Raw genomic sequence first — 22585 nt, forward strand, 5'->3', positions numbered from 1 at the left:
AAGGGTTCAGACAGCCCCTGGAGATGGGAGCACAGATGGCACTGCATATCATCGACCGCAGGCTCGCAGGCAAGAACAAATCGGTGGGCAACCGCGAGCGTTTTGTGCGGCGTTTCAAGGAACAGATCGCGGAGGCGGTGCGCAAAGCCGTGTCTTCGCGTGACATCCGCCATATCGATCAGGCGGAAAACATTACCATCCCTAAAAAGGATATCAAAGAGCCTGTTTTTCATCACGGCCAGGGCGGTATCCGTGATGTAGTGCTGCCGGGTAACCGCGAGCATGTGCGCGGCGACCGCATTGCGCGGCCGCCCAGCGGCGACGGCGGCTCTGGCTCGCAGGCCAGCGATAGCGGTGAGGGTCAGGACGATTTCACCTTCACTTTGACCAAGGAAGAGTTCATGGAACTCTTTTTTGAAGACCTGGCCTTGCCGCGGCTGCTGCGCAACCACATCGGCAACACCCTGCAGTACAAGTCCCGCCGTGCCGGTTACAGCCATGACGGCACGCCCAGCAACCTGGCCTTGGTGCGAACCATGCGCGGTGCGCTGGGGCGACGCATTGCTTTGACCAAGGCCCCGCATCGTGAAATAAAGGCGCTGGAGGCAGAGCTGGACGCCCTGCTTGATCAGGATGACGGTACCAGCGAGGCCGTGGCCGAGCTGCAGCAGCGCCTTGATGCCCTCCGTGAGCGGGTGAGTAAAGTGCCGTTTCTGGAGCAGCTTGATCTGCGCTTTCGCAATCGCACCAAGGTGCCTGTGCCCAATAGTCAGGCTGTGATGTTTTGTGTGATGGATGTGTCTGGCTCCATGGATCAGGAGCGCAAGGAGCTATCCAAGCGCTTTTTCATCCTGCTGTACCTGTTCCTCACACGACATTACGAGAAGATTGAGATCGTCTTTATTCGTCATCACACCAAGGCCGCGGAGGTGAGTGAAGAAGAGTTCTTCCACTCCACCGAAAGCGGTGGCACCGTGGTCAGCAGCGCGCTGGTGCTGCTCGATCAGATTATCAAGGCCCGCTACCCGGTCAACGACTGGAACATCTACGTGGCGCAGGCCAGCGATGGTGACAACTTCAGCGATGACGGCGGCAACTGCCGCACCATTTTGGCCGACAAAATCCTACCTCAGGTGCGCTATTTTGCATACTTGCAGGTGGTACGGGACGAGCAGAGTTTGTGGGAAGAATACAGCCGGCTGCTGCCGTTGTTTCCGCATTTCGCCATGCGCAAGGTTTCTGAAGCCAGTGAGATCTACCCAGTGTTTCGTGATCTTTTCAAGAAAGATGGGGTATCGGTATGAACCTCACTCTCTACCCGGCGCTGGACCCCAGTGCCAGCAGAAAAGCCTGGAATCAGGCCACTCAGGGTGAGCGGCCGCGCGATGTGCCGCAGGCTCCGTTGATGGCTGCGAAGCGCCCGGCCAGCCCGCTGCCTGACCCCAGCGACTGGACGTTTGAGCTGATTGAGCAATACCACGCAGCCATTGCTGCGGCGGCTGAACGCTATGGGCTGGACACATATCCCAACCAGCTGGAGATCATCACGGCTGAGCAGATGATGGATGCCTATGCCAGCGTGGGCATGCCAGTCAACTACCGGCATTGGAGCTATGGCAAGGAATTTCTGGCTACAGAGCGCCGCTATCGGCGGGGCAATATGGGGCTGGCTTACGAGATCGTCATCAACGCCAACCCTTGCATCAGCTATCTGATGGAGGAAAACAGCACGGCCATGCAAGCGCTGGTGATTGCGCATGCAGCCTACGGGCACAACAGCTTTTTTAAAAACAATTACCTGTTTCGCATGTGGTCCGACGCGGGCAGCATCATCGACTACCTGGTCTATGCACGCGACTACGTAAGCCAGTGCGAGGAGCGTTACGGGCTGGATACCGTGGAGCAGTTACTTGATTCCTGTCACGCGCTGTCCAACTTCGGGGTGGACCGCTATTGCCGCCCCTCTAACAAAAGTCTTGCCCGTGAACGCGCCGAGCGCGAGGAGCGCGAGGCCTATGTGCAGCAGCAGGTCAACGTGCTGTGGCGCACCCTGCCGACGCGCAAAGACAAGGACAGTGCGGCCCAGAATAATGAGCGCTTTCCCAAGGAGCCCGAGGAAAATATTCTCTATTTCATCGAGAAGAATGCCCCATTGCTCGAACCCTGGCAGCGCGAGATTTTGCGCATCGTGCGCAAGATCGCCCAGTACTTTTACCCACAGCGCCAGACCCAGGTAATGAACGAAGGCTGGGCCACCTTCTGGCACTACACCTTGCTCAACACCCTGTATGACGAGGGCTGGCTGACCGATGGCGTGATGATTGAATGGCTGTCATCGCACACCAATGTGATTTATCAGCCGCCGGCCGGGCACAGAGCCTTCAACGGCATCAACCCCTATGCGCTGGGCTTTGCCATGTACCGCGACATTCGGCGCATCTGCGAAAACCCGACCGAGGAAGACCGCCGCTGGTTCCCCGATCTGGCGGGTACGCCTTGGCTGCCTGCGCTGCACCACGCCATGCGCAATTACAAGGATGAAAGCTTTGTCGGTCAGTTTCTGAGTCCGCACCTGATGCGCGAGATGCGCATGTTTTCCCTGCACGACGATCCTGATGAGCGTGAAGTGCTGGTCAGTGCCATTCATGATGAAGATGGCTACCGGCAGCTGCGCCAGTTGCTGTCACAGCAATACGATCTGGGTACGCGCGAGCCCAATATTCAGGTCTGGAATGTGAATCTTCGCGGCGACCGCTGCCTGACGTTGCGCCACACCCAGTACCAGGGGCGGCCGCTTGCGGATGATACGCAGGAAGTGCTTAAACACGTGGCCCGCTTGTGGGGTTTTGGCGTGCAACTGGAAAGCGTCAATGGGGATGGCGAGACGGCCGTGCTGCTGCACTCGGTGCCCGGGCCATCGACCTGAAAGTTTCAAGGGAAAAGTGCTTGTAGCGCTTATTTATCAAGCGATGCAGGCTATCAAATAAAGAGCTATTCGCCAGAAAGCAAAAAAGCGCTGCAGATGCAGCGCTTTTTGATGGGACATGCGCATCAGCGCACCAGGAGGCGCCGATCAGAAGGCGGGGACCACCGCTCCCTTGTACTTTTCCTGAATGAACTTCTTGGTGTCAGCAGAGTGCAGAACGCTCATCAGCTTGGCAATGTCAGCACCGCCTGCGCGATCCTTACGGGCTACTATGATGTTGGTGTAAGGCGAATCAGCACCTTCGATGAACAGAGCATCCTTGGTAGGGTTCAGCTTGGCTTCGATTGCATAGTTGGTGTTGATCAGAGCCAGATCGACGTCAGCCAGTGCGCGGGGCAGCAGAGGGGCTTCCAGTTCCTTGAACTTCAGCTTCTTGGGGTTCTTGACGATTTCCAGCGCGGTAGGCGTCAGGCTCTTTGGGTCCTTGAGCTCGATCAGGCCATGCTTGGCCAGCAAGATCAGAGCGCGGCCGCCGTTGGAGGGGTCGTTGGGGATAGCGATGGTTGCGCCATTCTTCAGATCCTTGATGTTCTTGATCTTGCTGGAGTAGGCACCAAAGGGCTCCACATGTACCTTGCCATTGGGCACGGCTACCAGCGAGGTCTTGCGGTCTTTGTTGTAGCTGTCCAGATAGGGCTGGTGCTGGAAGAAGTTGGCGTCCAGCTGCTTGTCTTCCACGGCGGCGTTGGGCTGCACATAGTCGCTGAACTCCTTGATTTCCAGATCAATGCCCTGAGCCTTCAGCGCGGGCTTGATGTGGTTCAGAATTTCTGCGTGGGGCACTGCCGTAGCACCGATCTTGAGCACATCAGCGGCCTGAGCCGACAGTGCCAGAGTGGCAATAGCGATAGCAGAGAGAGCTTTCTTCAACATGGGTTCAGACCTTCTTCAGCAAGTTGCAACAAATCCCTTGGCCTTTTGCAGGCCGCGGTGAAGTAAGGTACATAGTCTAGTGCGGCGCACCGAAGCCGGAAGGACATTTTTCTTATTTGGTTATAAGAACGTCGTTTTTTATTCAAAGTTTTGTATTTCTGAACTGAGATCACCTGTCATGAATCCCGAAACGCTGGAGCGCCTGGTGCGCGTGTCTATGCCCTATGGCAAGTACAAGGGCCGCCTGATTGCCGATCTGCCCGGCAACTACCTCAACTGGTTTGCCCGCGAGGGCTTTCCCAAGGGCGATCTGGGCCGCTTGATTGCGTTGATGCATGAGCTGGACCACAACGGGTTGAGTGAGCTGCTGGAGCCTATTCGCAAGGCGGCAGGGCTCAGGCCCAGAGCGCAGGAATAATCACCTGAATCAACCAGATGCATAAAAAGGGCCGCAAAAGCGGCCCTTTTTATGCATCTGCTGTGCAGATTATTTAACTGCTGCGCGAGCGGCTTCAGCCTTTGCCTTGGCGTCGTTAAGCTTGTTTTGCAGCTCAGCAGCTTCGGCTTCAGCCTTTTTGGCTTCTTCTTCCTTGGCCTTCTTGGCTTCGGCTTCCTTGTCGCCGCCCATGGCACCGGCGATGGCGCTACCGGCCATGGTACCGGCGACGGCGCCTACAGCGGCACCGGCCATGGTGCCCATCATGCCGGAGCCACGAGCAGGCGTTGCTGCTGCAGCGGGAGCAGCTGCAGGAGCCGCAGCGGCAGGCGCTGCAGCCTTAGGAGCCACGGGAGCGGGCTGCGCTGGAGCCTTGCTGCCGATGCTGGCAGGACGCACGGACTTGCTGCTGCCCATGCGCTTGGCCTGAGCCAGCGAAGGCACAGACAGCGATGCAATAGCGATAGCAATCACGGAGGCGGCAGCACGGTACGAAGTCTTCACGAATTAATTCCAATCATGGTTGTCATAGATGGCTGCCTTCGCTCAAAGCGATAGCCAGCCGGCATGCCGTGAGACGCCTGTCTCAAATGGCTTACTTGCTATGGTATTTGGTGGTCAGGGGCGAAATATCAAGGAGTTGAGCTGAAACTGTCCGTAAAAAGGACAGGGCTCATACCTTGGCAGCCGGCTGTTGTTATGTGTATAGGGCTGCGCGACTATTGTAGGAATAGTCTGAGCAAAGAAAAGTTCCTGCGCTCATCAAAAGTGAGAAATTGTGAAAACAAAACACGTATCAAAAAGCCCCGCAGCGTTTGATGCACTTGCGGGGCTTGCTATCAAATCGAAAAAATAGCGAGATTATTTCTTTGGGTGCAGTTGCACCCAGTCCAGAAACTTGCTCATGTACTTGGTCAGAAAGCCGTGGCTGGCTGCGCCGATATGGCCGTCTGCATCAAGCAGCGTATCGGACCAGCGCACAAAGCCTTCGGGCTGGGCCATGGTGGGCATATCCAGCGAGACCAGCACATTGCGCAGGTGCTGCTGGGCCATGGCCGAGGCGGCACCGCCGGGTGAGCTGCCGATGATGGCTGCGGGGATGCCGGCCCAGACGGTCTGGCCATAGGGGCGGCTCAAGCCATCCAGCACGTTTTTAAGCGATGCGGGGATGGAGCGGTTGTACTCGGGGGTGATGAACAGCACGCCGTCGCAGCCGCGAATCTGTGGCTTGAGGTCTTCGAAGGGCTTGAAGTCTGGCGTGTTGTCAAAGTCGCGGTTGTAGACCGGCAGACGGCTGATGTCGATGAATTCGAAATCAGCCTGATCTTGCATGAGCTTGGCCAGGCCTTCGCCGAGCTTGCGGTTGATGGATTGCTGGCTGAGGCTGCCCACGATGACGGCGATTTTGAGTTTGCTCATTCACTGACCTTTCGGATCACGGGTTGGGAGGGATGCAAGGCACTGTAGCAAAGCCAGCTGCTTGTTCCGCGTCAGAGCGCGCCGTTGATGCAGAAACAAAAAAGCCACCACAAAGCCTGTGGCGGCTTGTTGGGCGAGCTTGTGGCCTACTTCAGCACTTCCAGCAGGCGGTCCAGACCCCCTTCGTTGATGGCGACCTTGGCTTCATTGCGCACGCGGGGCTTGGCGTGGTAAGCCACAGACAGGCCTGCAACCTGCATCATGGGGATGTCATTGCTGCCATCGCCCACGGCAATGCACTGGCTGGCGTCAATGCCGATCAGCGAAGCCACTTCCAGCAGCGTGCGGCGTTTTTCAGCGCCGTCGCAGATATCGCCCCAGGCTTGCTCGACCAGGCCGCCGGTCAGTACACCGTCTTTGGACTCCAGCACATTGGCGCGCACAAAGTCGATATCCAGCAGGGCGCGCACATGCTCGGCAAAGTAGGTAAAGCCGCCTGATACAAGCAACACCTTCAGGCCCGCAGCCTTGGCGGCCTTGACCAGTGTTTCAGCACCGGGCGAGAGTTTGAGGCGTTCGGCCAGCACGATGGCCATGTCGGCCTCGGTCACGCCGCCCAGCTTGCCCACGCGTTGGCGCAGACTGTCTTTGAAATCGGTGATTTCGCCGCGCATGGTGGCTTCGGTGATCGCCGCGACTTCTTCCTTCTTGCCCGTGGCGTCGGCAATCTCGTCAATACACTCGATGGTGATCAGCGTCGAGTCCATGTCAAAAGCGATGAGCTTGTAGTCGCTGAGCTTTTGCGGCGCGGTAATGCCGCGAATCATCAGGCCGGGAGCGAATTCTGTTGCGTCAGTCATTGCGTGTATGTGCGAATGCAGGAAGGGCAAAAACAGTGGCCGGGCAGCGTGTTGCCGTCTCGGCCGGATATGGCTGCCATTATCCGCTGATGCAGGCGGGCCTTGCGGGGCTCATCCGCATCAAGCGGCGTTATTGCGGCTGAATGCCTGCCGCTTTCACCAGCTCTGCATGCAGTTTGATGTCTTGCGACAAGGTCTGCTTGAGCTGCTCGGGCGTCGATGGTGCAATCTCCATGCCGTTTTCGCTCAGTTTGGTCTTGATATCGCTGTCCAGAGCAGCGCGCACGGCGCGGTTGAGTTTGTCGATGATGGGCTGGGGCGTTTTGGCCGGGGCAAACAGGCCCACCCATGCGGACAGGTTCAGGTCGGCAAAACCGCTTTCAACCATGGTGGGGGTATTGGGCAGCGTGGCTGTGCGTTTGGGCGCCAGCAGGCCCAGTGCGTGCAGCTTGCCTGCCTGAATGTGGGGCAGCACCTCGGGCAGTACGGCAAACAGCATGTCTACATTGCCGGCCAATGTGTCGTTGACGGCGGGTGCACCGCCCTTGTAGGGCACATGCAGCATTTGTGCGTGGGTGCGGGTTTCAAACATCAGCGCGGCAAGGTGCTGGGGGCTGCCGTCGCCGGAAGAGGCAAAGGTCAGCTTGCCGGGCGCTGTCTTGGCAGCGCTCACCACCGCGGCCACGCTGGGAAATTTCTGCTTGTCTTTGACCACGAGCACCATGGGCTGGTTTACCAGCTTGCTGATGGGGGCGAAGTCGGCCTCGGGGTCATAGGGCAAAGATTTGAAAATGCTCTTGTTGGTGGTCAGAAACGATGCCGGTGAGACCATGAGCGTGTAGCCATCAGCGGCAGAGCGTGCCACGGCGGGCGTGCCAATCTGGCCGGATGCACCTGCGCGGTTATCCACCACAAAAGGCTGCTTGAGTTCTGCCGCCAGCTTCTGGCCCACGACACGGGCAATCATGTCGGCGCTGCCGCCAGCGGGCAGGGCAACGATGACTTTGACCGAGCGTTCGGGGTAGGCATTCTGCGCCTGGGCCGTGATGGCAAAACCTGCGGCCAGCGCACAGGCCAGGCCGGTGCGGGCCGTGGTATGGGTGGCATGGCGAAGATGGCTGTGGGTAATGGCGCGAACAGTCGAGGCGCGAACGGGTTGGAACAACATGCGATCCCTCTTTTCATCAAGATATGCACCGCTTTGGTGATGGCTGCAGTGCGTACCTTGATGATGAGCAAGCCCTGTGCCAGCTGCCTTGGCGTTTAGCCTGATGGGAAAGATGCTGTTTGCGCAGTCGCCGCGAAAGTGGCATGCGTGAAGAGCCCCAAAAAACTCAGTTCTCAGAACTCAGTTCTCAGGGCTGCGTGGCGGCTGCAGATAGATGGCATCCGACCATGTGGCCACCCAGCGCGGGCGAAAGACCACGAATACCGCCGTCAGCATGCCGGTGGTCACGCCATCGGCCCAGGCCATGAGCCAGCGGGCCATGCGCGAGAGGTCTTCATTGATATTGGGCAGCACATGGCCGGCCCATTGGCCCAGCAAAGAGGCGACAAACAGACACAGAACTGTGCCGAAAAAGCCGCGCAAAAGAATAAATACAAAAATGTTATGCCAGCACCAGCGGCGCATTGCCGCGCCCCAGAGCATGGCCAGTGTGGCTGGCACCAGTCCTTGCCAAACCACCATGCCCAGCGCTTCTGATACATCCAGTGCTGGCGCTAATGCAAAAGCAATAGCGCCCACCGCAAGCAGCACGGGTACTGCAAGCGGCCAGCCTATTAAAAGCACGACCAGCGGTGCACCAGACCAGTGCAACTGCAGCGGCATCTGGTGCAGCGCCGGCAAGGCCCAGACCCAGGGCAGCAGCACCAGGCTGGCAAACAGTGGCGTGAGCAGAGGTGACAGCACCGGGTCTTGCATGCCGCCTGGCCCAGGTCGGCTGCCCAGCATGCGCCAGGGGCGGCAGAGCAGGGACAGAGACAGGGCCAGTAAGGCAAGGGCGGCTTCAAGAAACATGGAGGCGGGTCAGATCAGGTTCTGCCGCCATCTTGCCCCGTCTGCATTAGCAGCGCCTTAATAGCCTTGTTGCTCTATTGCAGGGCTTGTCAGGCATGTGCCGGTGCTTTTGCCTTGAGCGGCTGGCCCAGACTGCGAAGCACATCACGCACCATTTGCGCGCGGTCCTTGGGGTTTTCCAGTTCTTTTTCGATACGCAGCTTTTCGTTGCCCGCCAGCTTGATGTGCTTATTCTTCTGAATCAGATGAATGATATTCATCGGGTCAATGGGCGGCTGCGGCTTGAAGGTGATGTTGATGACGCCGGGCGCGGCATCCACCTTGATCACGCCGTAAGGCTGGCTCAGAACGCGCAGGCGGTGTACATCGATGAGGGTCTGGGCCTGGGGCGGCAGCTTGCCAAAGCGATCCACGATTTCTTCGAGCAGGGTGTCGATCTGATCGGCCGTCTTGGCCGTGGCCAGCTTTTTATAGAAAGACAGGCGCAGATGCACATCGCCGCAGTAGTCGTTGGGCAACAGTGCCGGCGCATGCAGATTGATATCGGTCGATGCTGACAGGGGGGAGAGCAGGTCGGGCTCTTTGCCAGCCTTCAGGCTGCGCACGGCTTCGGACAGCATTTCGTTGTAGAGCTGAAAGCCCACTTCCAGCATATTGCCGCTCTGGTTTTCTCCCAGTACCTCGCCCGCACCGCGAATTTCCAGGTCATGCATGGCCAGATAGAAACCGCTGCCCAGCTCCTCCATCTGCTGAATGGCCTCCAGCCGCTGCTGGGCCTGCTTGGTCAGGCCGTCCAGGTCCGGCACCATCAGATAGGCATAGGCTTGATGGTGGCTGCGGCCCACACGGCCACGCAGCTGATGCAGCTGGGCCAGGCCGAACTTGTCTGCGCGGCTGATGAGGATGGTGTTGGCGCTAGGAACATCGATACCGGTTTCGATAATCGTCGAGCACAGCAGAATGTTGTAGCGCTGGGCCACAAAGTCGCGCATCACGCGTTCGAGCTCGCGCTCGGGCATCTGGCCGTGGGCCACGGCAATGCGGGCCTCGGGCAAGATTTCTTCCAGCTTTTGCTTGCGGTTCTCGATGGTGTCGACTTCGTTGTGCAGAAAGTAAACCTGCCCGCCACGCTTGAGTTCACGCAGCACAGCTTCGCGGATGACGCCGGTGCCTTCGTTGCGCACAAAGGTCTTGATGGCCAGACGGCGTTGCGGTGCAGTGGCAATCACCGATAGATCGCGCAAACCTTCCAGTGCCATGCCCATGGTGCGGGGAATGGGGGTGGCCGTCAGCGTCAAGATGTCCACCTCGGCGCGCATGGCCTTCATGGCTTCCTTGTGGCGCACGCCAAAGCGGTGCTCCTCGTCGATGATGAGCAGGCCCAGATTCTTGAACTGGGTGGATTCGGACAGCAGCTTGTGCGTGCCAACCACGATGTCCACCGTGCCATCGGCAATGCCCTTGATGGCAGCGGTAATCTCTTTGCCCGAGCGAAAGCGCGAAACCTCGGCCACCTTGATAGGCCACTTGGAAAAGCGATCGACCAGTGTCTGGTAATGCTGCTCGGCCAGCAGCGTGGTGGGTGCCAAAAACGCCACTTGCTTGCCGCCCATGGCGGCCACAAAGGCCGCGCGCAGGGCGACCTCGGTCTTGCCAAAGCCCACATCGCCGCAGACCAGGCGGTCCATGGGCTGGGGTGAAATCATGTCCTGAATTACGGCATGAATGGCGGCGTTCTGGTCGGCGGTTTCTTCAAAGCCGAAGTCAGCCACAAACTGCTCGTAGTCCGCTGTTGGGAAGCGGAAGGCATGGCCCTGGCGCGCCGCACGGCGGGCGTAGATGTTGAGCAGCTCGGCGGCCGAGTCGCGCACCTGCTCGGCGGCCTTGCGCTTGGCCTTTTCCCATTGCGAGCCGCCCAGTTTGTGCAAAGGGGCGTCGTCAGGCGAGACGCCGGTGTAGCGACTGATGTAGTGCAACTGGCTCACGGGCACATAGAGCACGGCGCTGGCGGCGTACTCCAGGTGCAGAAACTCCTGTAGCGCAGGGGTGCCGTCGGGGTTTTTCTGGCCCATGTCCATATTGATGAGGCCACGGTAGCGGCCAATGCCGTGGTCGGAGTGGACGATGGGGTCGCCCACTTTCAGCTCAGACAAGTCCTTGATCAGCGCCTCTACATCGCTGACTTGCTCCTGCCTGCGGCGGCGGCGCCCCGTGGGGCTGGTGGCGAACAGTTCGGTTTCAGTGACAAAGTCCAAGCCTTCTTCCACCCAGGCAAAGCCGTTCATCAAGCCTGAGGTGGCTATGCCGATTTTTTCCGTCGTATCGGTCTGGAACTCGGCCAGCGAATCAAACACTGGCGGGTTGACACCCGAGGCACGGAAAAAGTCCAGCAGGCTTTCACGTCTGCCATCCGATTCGGCAAGAAGCAGCACCCGGCTTGCGGAAGCTGCTATATGTTTTTGCAGCTTGGCGAGCGGATCTTCGGCACCGCGAACGACGGACAAGTCCGTGAGTTTCTGAAAAATGGCGCTGTCGGCCACATCTTCGGTGCCGGGACGCAGGGCCAGCTGGGCATGCTCTTTGCTGCGGGTGTAGAACTGCTCGGAGGTCAGGAACAGCGTCTCAGGCGGCAGGGCAGGGTGGTCAGGGTCGCCTTGCACCAGACGGTAGCGGTCCTTGGTGTCTTGCCAAAAACGCTGAAAGGCGGGCTCCAGATCACCGTGCAGCACCACTGTGGCTTCGTCGCCCAGATAGTCAAACACCGTCGCGGTTTCATCAAAGAACAGCGGCAGGTAGTACTCGATACCGGCCGTGGCAATGCCCAGGCCCATGTCTTTGTAGACACGGCTGCGCGTGGGGTCGCCTTCCAGCATTTCGCGCCAGCGGCTGCGGAACTTGGCGCGCGCGTCCTCATCCATGGGAAATTCGCGACCGGGCAGCAGGCGCACTTCGGGTACGGGGTAGAGGCTGCGCTGGCTGTCCGGGTCAAAAGTGCGGATGGAGTCGATTTCGTCATCGAACAGATCGACGCGATATGGCACTTGCGAGCCCATGGGGAACAAGTCGATCAGGCCCCCACGCACCGCATATTCACCATGGCTGACCACTTGCGACACATGCTGATAGCCCGCCAGCGTGAGCTGGGCCTTGAGCTTGGCTTCATCGAGCTTTTGCCCGCTTTTGAATTCAAAGGTGTAGCCCGCCAGAAAAGACGGAGGGGCCAGTCGGTACAGCGCCGTGGTGGCGGGCACGATGACCACATCGGCCCCATGCTCCTTATCGCGCTGGTTGATGCGCCACAGGGCGGCCAGTCGCTCGCTGATCAAGTCTTGGTGCGGCGAGAAACCGTCGTAAGGCAGGGTTTCCCAGTCGGGAAACAGGGCGCAGCGCAGATCCGGCGCGAAGAAGGCCATTTCTTCCATCAGGCGGCGTGCATCGGACGCATCAGCCGTGACGATGGCGATCACGCGGCCATCGCTCTTCTCGCGCTCGCCCAGCTTGGCCAGCAGCAGTGCATCGGCGCTGCCTGTGGGGCGGGGCAGGTGAAAGCGTTTACCAGGAGTGAGCTTGGGCAGTTGCATGGTTTTCACAGACGAGCAGATGCAGCCGGGCACAGGCGCTGGCTGCATGCGTTAAAACGGGGACAGATTAAGTGCAGGCGAGTTTGCCCCTCAAGGGCTTGGCTCACAGGCCAGTCAGCACAGGACTGACGCTTGGCGACACATTCACTCAAAATGGGGGCACCTCTCGGTGATGCAAGCCGAAAGCAGTGCCAAAGATTTGGCGGATCCGCTTTCGGGCGAAACAGTAATTTTAAAATAGAGCGCATGACAGATCGGTTTTTCTCGCCTGAGTCCATGCCGGACGCCAAGGCAAACGCTGCTGCAGCGTCTTCATCTCTGGTGGCCGTGCCGCGCTGCTGGGCGCTGATTCCCTGCGCGGGCGTGGGCTCACGAGCTATGGCCGCCGATGCTCCGGCGCCTGAGCTGCCAAAGCAATACCAGAGCGTGGCGGGCCAGCCCATGGTCATGCACACGCTGGCGGCCATGCTGCAGGTTGCGTGCATGCACCAGGTGCTGGTCGTTGTCTCGCCAGCCGACACCTTTTGGCAAGCGCGTGCCCTTGAAAGCCGACTTGCCGTGGCCCCGTGCGGCGGCGCAACCCGTGCCGAGACGGTGACCAACGGCCTGCAAGAGCTGCTGCGCATGGGAGCAAGCCCTGATGACTGGGTGTTGGTGCATGATGCGGCGCGCTGTCTGGTGACGGGTGCACAGGTCAACATGCTGATGGATGCCTGCTTGCCCGATACGGTGGGTGGCCTGTTGGCGCTGAAGTTGCCCGACACGCTGAAACAGCAATCGACAGACAGGGGGGCAGCCCGTGTGGCGCAGACGGTAGACCGCAGCGATAAATGGCTGGCGCAGACGCCGCAGATGTTTCGCATCGGCGCGCTGTTGGCAGCCTTGCAGGCGGCGGGCGATGCGGTGACGGACGAAGCCAGCGCCATGGAACTGGCAGGCCACGCACCACTCCTGGTGCCCGGCGGTGCGCAGAACTTTAAGGTGACCTATCCCGACGATTTTGCGTTGGCTGAGGCCGTGCTGATGCAGCGCCGGGTTGCTCGCTAAGCGTCGTGCTAGGCACTGATTAATATCAAATTGATAGCTGATGGCGCTTTATTTACAAGCGCTGGGAAAGGATTTTGTATGAATTTTCGTATTGGTGAAGGCTGGGATGTGCATGCGCTGGTGCCGGGCCGCAAGCTGATTCTGGGTGGCGTGGAAGTGCCTCACACCCTGGGCCTGCTGGGTCATTCCGATGCAGACGTGCTGCTGCACGCGATTACCGACGCGCTGTTTGGCGCGGCGGCGCTGGGTGATATTGGCCGCCATTTCTCGGATACCGACCCGCAGTTCAAGGGTGCAGACTCAGCCGTGCTGCTTGCCGAGGCCGTGCGCCGCGTGCGTGCCAAGGGCTTTGAGATCGGCAATGTCGACAGCACCATCGTGGCGCAAGCGCCCAAGCTGGCACCGCATATCGAGAAGATGCGTGAGCGCATTGCCCAAGTGCTGGCGCTGGAGGTGGATCAGGTCAACGTGAAGGCCAAGACGGCTGAGAAGATGGGCCCGGTAGGCCTGCAGCAGGCCATGGAGGCGCGGGCGGTGGTCTTGCTTTACAAGGCTTGAGCCGGTGGCGGCCTTGCAGGCTCAAGCCTCGTAAAGGCCGTCTTCATCCTTTTTGTCACGCGGCAGATTGCGTTTGACCTGAGGGCGCTGCAGGCGCTGCTCGGGGGCGGCGCTGGCCGTTACTCCCATGGCGCGCTGCAACTGCAGGTGGGCAACCAGCCCGCCTGTGGATGAGTTGGACAGTGCAAACATGCCCCCCATGCGCTGCACTGTTTTATCGACGATAGACAGGCCCAGTCCCGCGCCAGCGGCAGCTGTGCGGGCCGTGTCGCCCCGGAAGAAGGGCTGCGTCAGGCTGGAAATTTGCTCGGGCGGCACGCCCTTGCCGTGGTCGCGGATGCGGATGACCACCCATTTTTCGCTCTCTTTGGCAATCACATCCACTTCCGTGGTGTCGGTCGATGGCGTCTTGCCATAGCGGCGGGCATTCTCAAACAGGTTGGAGATGACGCGGGCCAGTTCCACCTCGTCGGCCAGAACGTAGAGGTCATCGGGCACGTTCATGGTGATCTGCAGCTCGCGGTGATCTTGCACCGCATAGACGCAGGATGCGACCACTGCATTCAAATCCACAGGGCTGAGCATGACGCGATGGTCGGGGCGGGCGTAGTCCAGGAATTTGTCGATGGTGGCGTCCAGCTGCACGATGTCGGCCACCATGTGTTCGCGCGCCACGTCGTCATACACGCTCATTTCCGTTTCAAGGCGCAGGCGCGCCAGCGGCGTGCGCAGGTCGTGGGAGATACCGGCCAGCATCACGGCGCGGTCTTGCTCCAGCTTGGCCAGCTTTTTGGCCATGCGGTTGAAGCCGATATTGACCTCGCGGATTTCGCTGGTCACGGCTTCTTCGTCGAGATGGCTGGCGTCGAAGTCACCCTCGCGCACTCGATTGGCGGCATAGGACAGTTGTTTGAGCGGCCGGTTGATCAGCCGCGCAATGGCAGCCGCCCCCGTGAGCGAGAGCAGGGCCGCTGTCATCAGCCAGATCAGCCATGTCTGCCCGCTGGCGGGGGTAAAGCGCGACTGGTCCATCAACATCCAGTTGCGGTCCCCGTTGATGGTGAAACCTACCCACAGGCCTTGCTCTCCATTCACGCTGCGCGCCACCACCGTGCCGTACCCTAGGCGGGTGGTGAGTTCTTCGGTCAGCTTCTGGCCCAGCGAGTTTTGCTCCAGCAGTTCAAACGTGTCACCGGGCTCGCGCGGCAAGATACGCACGCCTTCCTGATCCGCCATGGTCTTGATGAGCGAAACGCGGTTGATGGCGTCTGAGTGCTCCAGCGCCGCGCGGCTGAGGTTGACCATGGAGGCGACTTGCTTGGCCGTTTGCAGGGTGCGGGGCTCAAAGTCCAGGGCTCTCAGCGTTTGCAGCCAGGCCAGAATGCTGCCGACCAGCAGCAGGGCCAGCAGGCAGAAGGTGCGCCAGAAGAGATTCAGGCCCAATGGGGAACGCGCCGTGGTGCGCCGCTCGTACTCCAGAGGTACGGGGCTGGTGGCATCGGGTGGCGTGTCGTTGAAAGCACTCATGGGCAGCAAAGCTGAAAATAAACTGAACCCAAGCGTACGCGCAAACGGCAGGGCAAGGGTTACGGGTTGTCCAAAAAGAGCGGTTCTTGTTTCAGATATTTAACGAAACCAGCTCTTTGGCGGCTCTCAATGCAACAAGCCGCCCAAAGAGGCGGCTTGTTGCGCATGGTCAATTTGCGCCAGGCAGAGTCGATTAGTTCATGCCATCGGGTACGAACACATAGCCAACGCCCCAGACGGTCTGGATATAGCGCGGTGCCGCAGCGTCTTCCTCAATCAGCTTGCGCAGACGGGAGACTTGCACATCCAGACTGCGGTCAAAGGGCTCAAATTCGCGGCCTCGGGCCAACAGGGCCAGCTTTTCACGCGACAGCGGCTGGCGTGGGTGGCGTACCAACGCCTTGAGCATGGCGAATTCGCCCGTGGTCAGTGGCAGCTCTTCACCATTCTTTTGCAGCACGCGGGTGCCCAGGTCAAAGGTGAAGGGGCCAAAGGTTGCGACTTCGTTATCGCCAGACGGTGCACCGGGTGCTTCTTGAGGCGGGCGGCGGCGCAGCACGGCGTGAATACGGGCCAGCAATTCGCGGGGGTTGAAGGGCTTGCCCAGATAGTCATCGGCACCGACTTCAAGACCCACGATTCGGTCAACGTCTTCACCCTTGGCGGTCAGCATGATGATGGGCGTGCGGTCGTTGGCGGCACGCAGGCGGCGGCAGATGGACAGGCCGTCTTCGCCGGGCATCATCAGATCGAGCACGATCAGATCGACAGTTTCGCGCAGCAGGATGCGGTTGAGCGCCTTGCCGTCCTCGGCAATCATGATCTCGAAACCTTCCTGTGTCAGATAGCGGCGCAGCAGGTCGCGGATACGGGCATCGTCATCCACCACGAGGATCTTGTCAGTGCGGTTGTTTGTCGTTGCCATGATCTTCCTTAGAGATTTATTTGTAACAGTGGCATTGTTATCGCTTGCCGCAAAAAATCCAGTGAAAAGAGGCTGACTCTTGCCAGTTGTTACGAATGTTGCGTTTGTAATTAGAACAATAAATGTTTCTTGTTGAACTTTCTATTGGAATAGCGGTCAATGTATCAATCATTGTTCTGTTTGTGATGTTAGTTGGTGATGTTCGTACAAGAAGTCGCACCGATTGCTGACAGGCGGTAAAAATCGCAATCCACGGATGCAGCAAATTTCATGTGTATCTTCATGGATTGATTTATTTCCAAGGGTGAACCGTATGAATCAGAATTTCAAACCATTGTCTTCGTCCCGATTCACCGCAGCGGCTGTGCTGCTGGCAGCGGCTTGTGCAGGTGGCAATGTCTGGGCGCAGAGCGCGGTGGCAGGTGAAAAACCTGTGAATGTGGCCCAGCTGTCGGCACAGGGCACGGTTGAAGTACGCCAGGACTGGATGACGGCTACTTTGTCTGCCACCAAGGATGGGCGAGATGCGGCCACTGTGCAGACCCAGTTGCAGAAGCTGGTGGAGGCGGCAATGACCACGCTGCGTCGCGATGCGAAAAACGGCGAAATGGAGCTGAGCACGGGCAACTTCTCCATCTCGCCGCGCTACGGCAACAGCGGCAAGGTAGAGGGCTGGCAGGGGCAGGCCGACATCGTGCTGCAGGGCCGAGACTTTGTGCGTATTACGCAAGCGGCGGCCAAGGTGCAGGACATGACGCTGGCCAGCACGGGCTTTGGCTTGTCGCGTGAAGCTCGAGAAAAAGTGGAGGGCGAAGCCCAGGCCAAGGCGATCGAGAATTTCCGTCAGCGCGCTGCGGCGATCTCCAAGAGCTTTGGCTTTGCGGGTTACAGCCTGCGCGAGGTGAACGTGAACAGCAATGGGGGCGGCATGCGCCCCATGCCCAGCCCGCGCATGATGAGCATGGCCAAGGCCAGCTATGCCGATGCGGCGCCCGTGTCGGTGGAGGCCGATCGTGCTGAGGTGACGGTCAGCGTCGGCGGCTCGATTCAGATGCAGTGAACGGTGAGCTGATATGAAAAAAGGAGCTGCTGACGCAGCTCCTTTTTGATTTTCATCAGCTAATAGCTTTGAAGTGCAATCAAATCAAGCGGTAGCTGCTATTGATTTGATACTCTTACGCGCTGTGGGTTGCAGTCTTACTGAGCTGCCCAGCCGCCATCCATGTTCCAGGCCACGCCGCGCACATTGCCGGCAGCTGCAGAGCAGAAGAAGACGGCCAGTTCACCCAGTTCTTCGGGGGTGGTGAATTGCTGCGACGGCTCCTTCTCGCCCAGCAGCAGTTTGGTGGCTTCTTCGTTACTGATGCCCTGTGCAGCGGCCTTGGCATCCACCTGTTTTTGTACCAGCGGTGTCAGCACCCAGCCGGGGCAGATGGCGTTGCAGGTCACGCCGGTGGTGGCGTTTTCCAGCGCGGTCACCTTGGTCAGGCCCACAACGCCGTGCTTGGCGGCGACATAGGCTGATTTTTCAGCTGAGCCCACCAGTCCGTGCACCGACGCCACGTTGATGATGCGGCCCCAATTGGCCTGCTGCATGGCGGGCAGTGCCAGTCGGGTGGTGTGGAAGGCGCTGCTGAGGTTGATGGCCATGATGGCATCCCATTTTTCGACTGGGAAGTCCTGAATCTTGGCCACATGCTGGATGCCAGCGTTGTTGACCAGAATGTCGACGCGGCCGAACTCGGCTGCCGCGTATTTCATCATGGCTTCAATCTCTGCAGCCTTGCTCATGTCGGCGCCGTGATAGCCGACTTTGATGCCTGCGGCCTTACCGGCCTCCAGCACCTGTGCGCGAGGGGCTTCGACATCGCCAAAGCCATTGAGAACAATATTGGCGCCCTGACGAGCCAGTGCGACTGCGATACCGAGGCCGATTCCGCTGGTCGATCCTGTCACGAGAGCGGTTTTGCCTTTCAACATGGACATATAAGGTCTCCGAATGAATTACGATGCGACGACAGCCATTATCGGCCCCGGCTTTCAAAGTGCGCTCTCCATGAATCAACCTACGCTGAATTACGTATCGTGTCCCGGAGCTTCTGCAGTGGCTCCCACCTGGGCCAGTGCCCAGCGCAGAAAAGAGATCGAGGCCGTGCCCGAAGGCATGCACCGTATGGCGTACTGGGAGTGGAACAACACCGGAAATGCCGCTCATCCCCATGTCATCGTCTGCGTGCACGGCCTCTCGCGTCAAGGGCGTGATTTTGATGTGCTGGCGACCACCCTCAGCCGCTTTGCCCGCGTGATATGCCCCGATGTGGCGGGTCGTGGCGAGAGCGACTGGCTGGCTGACCCCATGGCTTATCAGGTACCGATGTATGCCGCCGACATGCTGGCGCTGCTGGCCCAGTTGCATGTGCAGGCACCGATCGAGACGCTGGACTGGGTGGGCACTAGCATGGGCGGGCTGATTGGCATGGGCATCACCGGCCAGCCCGGTCTACCGCTGCCTGTTCCAGTGCGGCGCATGGTGCTCAACGATGTGGGGCCGGCCATTGAGTGGGCATCGCTGGAACGCATTGGCTCTTATGTGGGCAAAAGCTTGCACTTTCCCAACTTTGAGAGCGCCGCAGCCGCCATGCGTCAGATATCTGAGGGTTTTGGGCCGCATACCGACGAGCAGTGGAGCTCTCTCTCGCAAGCCATGGTCAAACCGGATCCGCAAGGCGGCGTCGTGCTTCATTACGACCCGAAAATATCCGTACCCATGGTCTTGATGACCCGTGAGACGGCGCAGGCGGGAGAGACCTTGCTCTGGCAGCTGTATGACCAAATTCAGGCACAAGTTTTGCTAATACGTGGTGCAGATTCCGACCTGCTCTCTGCAAGTACTGCTCAGGCCATGGCGCGACGCGGCCCCAAGGCGCATTGCACGGAACTGGAAGGCGTAGGCCATGCTCCAACGCTGGTCGCGCCGGGGCAGGTGGCGTTGATACGAAAGTTTTTACAAGGGGAGAAGGGTTTGCCAGCAAGCATCAGTCTTGCACAGCAAGCTCAAGAGGAAGCTGAATGAAGACCAGCGATAACGCAACTCAAGTCTCTGACGCCGCGCCCAAGATTTCGGAGCCGACGCCGCATCTGATCATGGCCACCTCGGAAATGCTTCCCGAGCAGGCCAATGCACTGGAGCGTGCGCGTGTCTTTGCCGAGCCGCTGATTGCTGGCGAAGTCATGGAGACCGGGGAGAACACCCTGGCACATGCCGATGCGGTGGCTGCCATTCTCAAGAAGATTGGCGGCTCTGAAACCATGCAGGCTGCCATCTATCTGGTGCATGCCAGTGTGCACCTGAACAAGCCGCAGGAAGTCATTGCCAAGGCCTTTGGCGATAACTTCGCGACTTTGGCGGTGGAGACCATCAAGCTCATCCGCGTGCAGCAGCAAGCGCGAGATGCCGAGTTGAGCACCCAGCATGTGGACGGTATTGCGACTCAGACCGAAAACGTGCGCAAGATGCTGCTAGGTTTCTCGCGTGATCTGCGTGTGGTGTTGTTGCGCTTGGCATCGCGTCTACAGACGCTGCGCTATTACGCAGCTGAAAAAAGCGTGGTTTCGCCCAGCATTGCGCGTGAGGCGCTGTATGTCTTTGCGCCACTGGCCAATCGCCTGGGCATCTGGCAGATCAAGTGGGAGCTGGAAGATCTGTCTTTCCGCTTTCTGGAGCCAGACACCTATCGCCAGATTGCCCGCCTATTAGATGAGAAGCGGGTAGAGCGAGAAGTCTATATGGAGCAGATGCGCGGCCGACTTGAATCTGATTTACGCGCTCACAGCATCAGCGCTTCAGTACAGGGCCGCCCCAAGCATATCTATAGCATTGCCAAGAAGATGCGTGGCAAGTCGTTAAGCTTTGATCAGCTCTTCGACATTCGCGCCATGCGCGTCATCGTGCCTACGGTCAAGGACTGCTATGCAGCGCTGTCCTGGGTGCATGAGCAATTTACACCGCTGGAAAAAGAGTTTGACGACTACATCGCCAAGCCTAAGCCCAACGGCTACCAGTCCTTGCACACTGTGGTCCGCGACGAAACCGGGCGCACGATTGAAATTCAGATTCGCACGCAAGCCATGCACGACCACGCCGAACATGGCGTGGCGGCACACTGGGCATACAAGGAAGCGGGCACCAAGGGCTACGCGGGCGTATCAGCTTCGAGTGAATACGACGCGAAGATTGCCGTGCTACGCCAGTTGCTGGCCTGGGGCAGCGATCTGACAGGATCCGCGCAGCGCGGCCTGTTTGAAGACCGCATCTATGTGCTGACTCCTGATGCCGCCGTGATTGAGCTGCCACAGGGCGCTACGCCGGTGGACTTTGCTTACTCCGTACACACAAGCCTGGGTCATCGCTGCCGCGGTGCACGGGTTGATGGAGTCATGGTGCCGCTCAACACGGCGCTGGAAAGCGGGCAGACCGTAGAGATCAACACCGCCAAAGAAGATCGTCCCTCGCGGGACTGGCTCAATGCGGACCTGGGTTACCTGGTCAGCAACCGTGCCAAGGCCAAGGTGCGTGCCTGGTTCAATGCTCAAGCCACGCATGAGACCGTGTCGCGTGGTCGAGAATCTGTTGAGAAGCTGCTGCAGCGCGAAGGCAAGACGGCTGTCAAGCTGGAAGATCTGGCAGGGTTGCTTGGCTTCAAATCTGCCGACTCATTATTTGAAGTGGTTGGCAAAGACGAGTACTCGCTGCGTAATATTGAAGCCGTACTGCGCCCCAGCGAAGATGTGCCGGAGGAAGAGCCCTTCACCCCGGTGCGCAAGGCGCGAGGCCATGACTCATCCAGAGGTGGAGTTCTGGTTGTGGGGGTCGACTCCCTCATGACGCAACTGGCCAAGTGCTGCAAGCCTGCGCCACCCGATGACATCGGCGGCTTTGTGACCCGTGGCAAGGGCGTGAGCGTGCACCGCTGCGATTGCAGCAACTTCCGCGAGATGGCAGCCAAAAGTCCTGAGCGCGTAATCGAAGTTGATTGGGGTCAACCCAAGAATGCAGACAAGGGCGGTCCGGTCTATCCCGTCGATGTCGCCGTAGAAGCCGCTGACCGGCAAGGCCTGCTGCGCGATATCTCGGACGTGTTTGCGCGAGAGAAGACCAATGTCATCGGTGTGCAGACTCAGTCCGTCAAGGGCACTGCCTGGATGACATTCACGGTAGAGGTCGCTGACTCCGGGCGTCTGAACAAGGTGCTGGGCATTGTGGCCAATGTATCGGGAGTGCGCTCGGCAAGACGACGCTGATTGCCATCATGGACAAGAAAGTTTTCGCTCTCAAAAAATGAGTGAAAAACCCGTGCTACAATTGCTTCATCAACGAAACAGGCGCGTAGCTCAGCTGGTTAGAGCACCACCTTGACATGGTGGGGGTCGTTGGTTCGAGTCCAATCGCGCCTACCAAATAAAGCAAGCTAAACCAGGGCTTGCAGCAGAAGTGCCCGCTAACAAGCGGGCATTTTTGTTTCCAGAGTACGGAACAAGTACGGAAAACATTCCCAGACTTGGGTGCTCAAGGGCGTACTTTTCAGCACAAAAAGTGTCGCAATTACCCCACCAATTTGCGTGCTCGCATTCCATAAATCCAGTGCCTTTTTCCTCTAGGTGTGCGTGTAGCTCACACCGGGGTGATTCAACGCGCAAAAAAAGCTCGGCTGTTTGACAACGGTACTAGCCTTGCCCAAGCAAGTCGCCAATGGTTCTGCTCGATCGATTTGAAGAGTAGAACAAGCGCAGTGTGATTGCGATCGAAACTCAGGACTTCGACGAGCAAGTGGTCAGAACAACCAAAAAGGCAGTGCAGTTGCTGAACTGCCATCAATTGAATGGTTCGACCTCCTCTGTCAATTTCTCTGCAATTTCAAGACGGTCATAACCGATGAAACTTCATAGGTTGCCTTGGTATTTTCAGGATAAACCATGAATTATCATAGGTTATGAATTCCTTCTACACACCCGATGAACTTGAGGCGGAGCTAGGTGAACAGCTTCGCGCCGAGCGCCTTCGACAAAATCTAACAATGCACGATGTCGCCCTCAGAGCCGGAATTTCAGAGCAAACAATTCGTTCGTTAGAGAACGGCTCCGGTGGGCGGTTGAATTCGTTCATTCGGCTGATGAAGGCTCTTGGCAAAGAGGAATGGCTTGGAACATTTCGCCCTGCGGTGCGTATCAGCCCTATGGATATAGTCAAGCGTGCGGGGAAGCGGCGCCTGCGAGCCACACGCAGTGTTCTTTGACAAACCGCCTCAAAGAAGGATTGTTAATTTCCACGCAAATCTGACCCACCGGGGGCTAGT

Annotated in this window: 19 protein-coding genes and 1 tRNA gene; 10 read left to right on the forward strand and 10 right to left on the reverse strand. The window is 58.7% G+C overall.

The window, feature by feature from the left end:
* Positions 1 to 35: 35 nt before the first annotated feature.
* Positions 36 to 1304 carry a YeaH/YhbH family protein gene (locus tag HF327_RS15340; RefSeq protein ID WP_198461024.1) on the forward strand — a complete coding sequence of 423 codons (1269 nt, stop codon included), beginning with the start codon at positions 36 to 38 and terminating at the stop codon, positions 1302 to 1304.
* Entirely contained in the window at positions 1301 to 2926 is a 1626-nt protein-coding gene (locus tag HF327_RS15345) for a SpoVR family protein (RefSeq protein WP_198461025.1), read from the forward strand. The genes HF327_RS15340 and HF327_RS15345 overlap by 4 nt, the downstream gene beginning before the upstream one ends.
* Before the next feature lie 147 nt (positions 2927 to 3073).
* Here HF327_RS15345 and HF327_RS15350 read toward each other — a convergent pair whose 3' ends face one another.
* Positions 3074 to 3859: a MetQ/NlpA family ABC transporter substrate-binding protein gene (locus HF327_RS15350; RefSeq protein ID WP_198461026.1), complete on the reverse strand. Its 786-nt coding sequence runs from the start codon at positions 3857 to 3859 to the stop codon at positions 3074 to 3076.
* 178 nt (positions 3860 to 4037) lie between these two features.
* Here HF327_RS15350 and HF327_RS15355 point away from each other — a divergent pair, with 178 nt between their 5' ends.
* Complete coding sequence (locus tag HF327_RS15355) at positions 4038 to 4277, forward strand: DUF3820 family protein (RefSeq protein ID WP_198461027.1); 240 nt, start codon at positions 4038 to 4040, stop codon at positions 4275 to 4277.
* A 69-nt stretch (positions 4278 to 4346) separates the two neighbouring features.
* On the opposite strand, the gene HF327_RS15360 is transcribed toward HF327_RS15355, so the two are convergent.
* From HF327_RS15360 to mfd, 6 genes are all read right to left on the reverse strand, one after another.
* A complete protein-coding gene (locus tag HF327_RS15360; protein ID WP_198461028.1) occupies positions 4347 to 4799 on the reverse strand; it encodes an ABC transporter substrate-binding protein in 453 nt (150 codons plus the stop codon).
* Positions 4800 to 5156: 357 nt separating this feature from the next.
* The gene (locus HF327_RS15365) at positions 5157 to 5714 is read right to left on the reverse strand and encodes an NADPH-dependent FMN reductase (protein WP_198461029.1); all 558 of its coding nucleotides are present in this window, start codon (positions 5712 to 5714) and stop codon (positions 5157 to 5159) included.
* Between the two features lie 146 nt (positions 5715 to 5860).
* Positions 5861 to 6574, reverse strand: coding sequence for a phosphoserine phosphatase SerB (gene serB / locus HF327_RS15370; RefSeq protein WP_198461030.1), 714 nt, complete (start codon positions 6572 to 6574; stop codon positions 5861 to 5863).
* A gap of 130 nt (positions 6575 to 6704) precedes the next feature.
* Positions 6705 to 7742, reverse strand: coding sequence for a Bug family tripartite tricarboxylate transporter substrate binding protein (locus HF327_RS15375; protein WP_198461031.1), 1038 nt, complete (start codon positions 7740 to 7742; stop codon positions 6705 to 6707).
* Between the two features lie 180 nt (positions 7743 to 7922).
* Complete coding sequence (locus HF327_RS15380; RefSeq protein ID WP_198461033.1) at positions 7923 to 8594, reverse strand: hypothetical protein; 672 nt, start codon at positions 8592 to 8594, stop codon at positions 7923 to 7925.
* Between the two features lie 89 nt (positions 8595 to 8683).
* The gene (mfd, locus tag HF327_RS15385) at positions 8684 to 12175 is read right to left on the reverse strand and encodes a transcription-repair coupling factor (protein WP_198461035.1); all 3492 of its coding nucleotides are present in this window, start codon (positions 12173 to 12175) and stop codon (positions 8684 to 8686) included.
* A gap of 276 nt (positions 12176 to 12451) precedes the next feature.
* Here mfd and ispD point away from each other — a divergent pair, with 276 nt between their 5' ends.
* Entirely contained in the window at positions 12452 to 13222 is a 771-nt protein-coding gene (ispD, locus tag HF327_RS15390) for a 2-C-methyl-D-erythritol 4-phosphate cytidylyltransferase (RefSeq protein WP_198461063.1), read from the forward strand.
* 78 nt (positions 13223 to 13300) lie between these two features.
* A complete protein-coding gene (gene ispF, locus HF327_RS15395; protein ID WP_198461037.1) occupies positions 13301 to 13780 on the forward strand; it encodes a 2-C-methyl-D-erythritol 2,4-cyclodiphosphate synthase in 480 nt (159 codons plus the stop codon).
* A gap of 21 nt (positions 13781 to 13801) precedes the next feature.
* Here the strand turns inward: ispF and HF327_RS15400 are convergent, their stop codons facing one another.
* Together HF327_RS15400 and ompR are read right to left on the reverse strand one after the other, a co-directional pair.
* Positions 13802 to 15307 (reverse strand): sensor histidine kinase, encoded by a 1506-nt coding sequence (locus tag HF327_RS15400; RefSeq protein ID WP_198461039.1) that lies wholly within the window; start codon positions 15305 to 15307, stop codon positions 13802 to 13804.
* 193 nt (positions 15308 to 15500) lie between these two features.
* The gene (gene ompR / locus HF327_RS15405) at positions 15501 to 16232 is read right to left on the reverse strand and encodes an osmolarity response regulator transcription factor OmpR (protein WP_099736624.1); all 732 of its coding nucleotides are present in this window, start codon (positions 16230 to 16232) and stop codon (positions 15501 to 15503) included.
* 313 nt (positions 16233 to 16545) lie between these two features.
* Here ompR and HF327_RS15410 point away from each other — a divergent pair, with 313 nt between their 5' ends.
* Positions 16546 to 17292 carry an SIMPL domain-containing protein gene (locus HF327_RS15410; protein ID WP_198461041.1) on the forward strand — a complete coding sequence of 249 codons (747 nt, stop codon included), beginning with the start codon at positions 16546 to 16548 and terminating at the stop codon, positions 17290 to 17292.
* 137 nt (positions 17293 to 17429) lie between these two features.
* Here the strand turns inward: HF327_RS15410 and HF327_RS15415 are convergent, their stop codons facing one another.
* Entirely contained in the window at positions 17430 to 18212 is a 783-nt protein-coding gene (locus HF327_RS15415) for a 3-hydroxybutyrate dehydrogenase (RefSeq protein ID WP_198461065.1), read from the reverse strand.
* Positions 18213 to 18288: 76 nt separating this feature from the next.
* On the opposite strand from HF327_RS15415, the gene HF327_RS15420 reads away from it, so the two are divergent.
* The 4 genes from HF327_RS15420 to HF327_RS15435 all read left to right on the forward strand — a co-directional run bounded on the left by HF327_RS15420 (position 18289) and on the right by HF327_RS15435 (position 22525).
* Entirely contained in the window at positions 18289 to 19305 is a 1017-nt protein-coding gene (locus HF327_RS15420; RefSeq protein WP_198461043.1) for an alpha/beta fold hydrolase, read from the forward strand.
* Entirely contained in the window at positions 19302 to 21533 is a 2232-nt protein-coding gene (locus tag HF327_RS15425; RefSeq protein ID WP_198461044.1) for a RelA/SpoT family protein, read from the forward strand. Before HF327_RS15420 ends, HF327_RS15425 begins: the two co-directional genes overlap by 4 nt.
* A gap of 79 nt (positions 21534 to 21612) precedes the next feature.
* Positions 21613 to 21689 (forward strand) — tRNA-Val (locus HF327_RS15430).
* 533 nt (positions 21690 to 22222) lie between these two features.
* Entirely contained in the window at positions 22223 to 22525 is a 303-nt protein-coding gene (locus tag HF327_RS15435) for a helix-turn-helix domain-containing protein (RefSeq protein ID WP_198461046.1), read from the forward strand.
* Positions 22526 to 22585: the final 60 nt, after the last annotated feature.

It is taken from the genome of Comamonas suwonensis (genome assembly GCF_012844455.2).
Taxonomy (GTDB): domain Bacteria; phylum Pseudomonadota; class Gammaproteobacteria; order Burkholderiales; family Burkholderiaceae_C; genus Comamonas; species Comamonas suwonensis.

Excerpts from the sequence above, each read along its gene's own strand:
- ispF (WP_198461037.1), top strand. The coding sequence starts at position 13,301 with ATGAATTTTCGTATTGGTGAAGGCTGGGATGTGCATGCGCTGGTGCCG.
- mfd (WP_198461035.1), bottom strand. The coding sequence starts at position 12,175 with ATGCAACTGCCCAAGCTCACTCCTGGTAAACGCTTTCACCTGCCCCGC.
- HF327_RS15425 (WP_198461044.1), top strand. The coding sequence starts at position 19,302 with ATGAAGACCAGCGATAACGCAACTCAAGTCTCTGACGCCGCGCCCAAG.
- HF327_RS15355 (WP_198461027.1), top strand. The coding sequence starts at position 4,038 with ATGAATCCCGAAACGCTGGAGCGCCTGGTGCGCGTGTCTATGCCCTAT.
- HF327_RS15380 (WP_198461033.1), bottom strand. The coding sequence starts at position 8,594 with ATGTTTCTTGAAGCCGCCCTTGCCTTACTGGCCCTGTCTCTGTCCCTG.
- HF327_RS15415 (WP_198461065.1), bottom strand. The coding sequence starts at position 18,212 with ATGTTGAAAGGCAAAACCGCTCTCGTGACAGGATCGACCAGCGGAATC.
- HF327_RS15365 (WP_198461029.1), bottom strand. The coding sequence starts at position 5,714 with ATGAGCAAACTCAAAATCGCCGTCATCGTGGGCAGCCTCAGCCAGCAA.
- HF327_RS15420 (WP_198461043.1), top strand. The coding sequence starts at position 18,289 with ATGAATCAACCTACGCTGAATTACGTATCGTGTCCCGGAGCTTCTGCA.
- HF327_RS15410 (WP_198461041.1), top strand. The coding sequence starts at position 16,546 with ATGAATCAGAATTTCAAACCATTGTCTTCGTCCCGATTCACCGCAGCG.
- HF327_RS15340 (WP_198461024.1), top strand. The coding sequence starts at position 36 with ATGGCACTGCATATCATCGACCGCAGGCTCGCAGGCAAGAACAAATCG.
- serB (WP_198461030.1), bottom strand. The coding sequence starts at position 6,574 with ATGACTGACGCAACAGAATTCGCTCCCGGCCTGATGATTCGCGGCATT.
- HF327_RS15350 (WP_198461026.1), bottom strand. The coding sequence starts at position 3,859 with ATGTTGAAGAAAGCTCTCTCTGCTATCGCTATTGCCACTCTGGCACTG.
- ispD (WP_198461063.1), top strand. The coding sequence starts at position 12,452 with ATGCCGGACGCCAAGGCAAACGCTGCTGCAGCGTCTTCATCTCTGGTG.
- HF327_RS15345 (WP_198461025.1), top strand. The coding sequence starts at position 1,301 with ATGAACCTCACTCTCTACCCGGCGCTGGACCCCAGTGCCAGCAGAAAA.
- ompR (WP_099736624.1), bottom strand. The coding sequence starts at position 16,232 with ATGGCAACGACAAACAACCGCACTGACAAGATCCTCGTGGTGGATGAC.
- HF327_RS15375 (WP_198461031.1), bottom strand. The coding sequence starts at position 7,742 with ATGTTGTTCCAACCCGTTCGCGCCTCGACTGTTCGCGCCATTACCCAC.
- HF327_RS15400 (WP_198461039.1), bottom strand. The coding sequence starts at position 15,307 with ATGAGTGCTTTCAACGACACGCCACCCGATGCCACCAGCCCCGTACCT.
- HF327_RS15435 (WP_198461046.1), top strand. The coding sequence starts at position 22,223 with ATGAATTCCTTCTACACACCCGATGAACTTGAGGCGGAGCTAGGTGAA.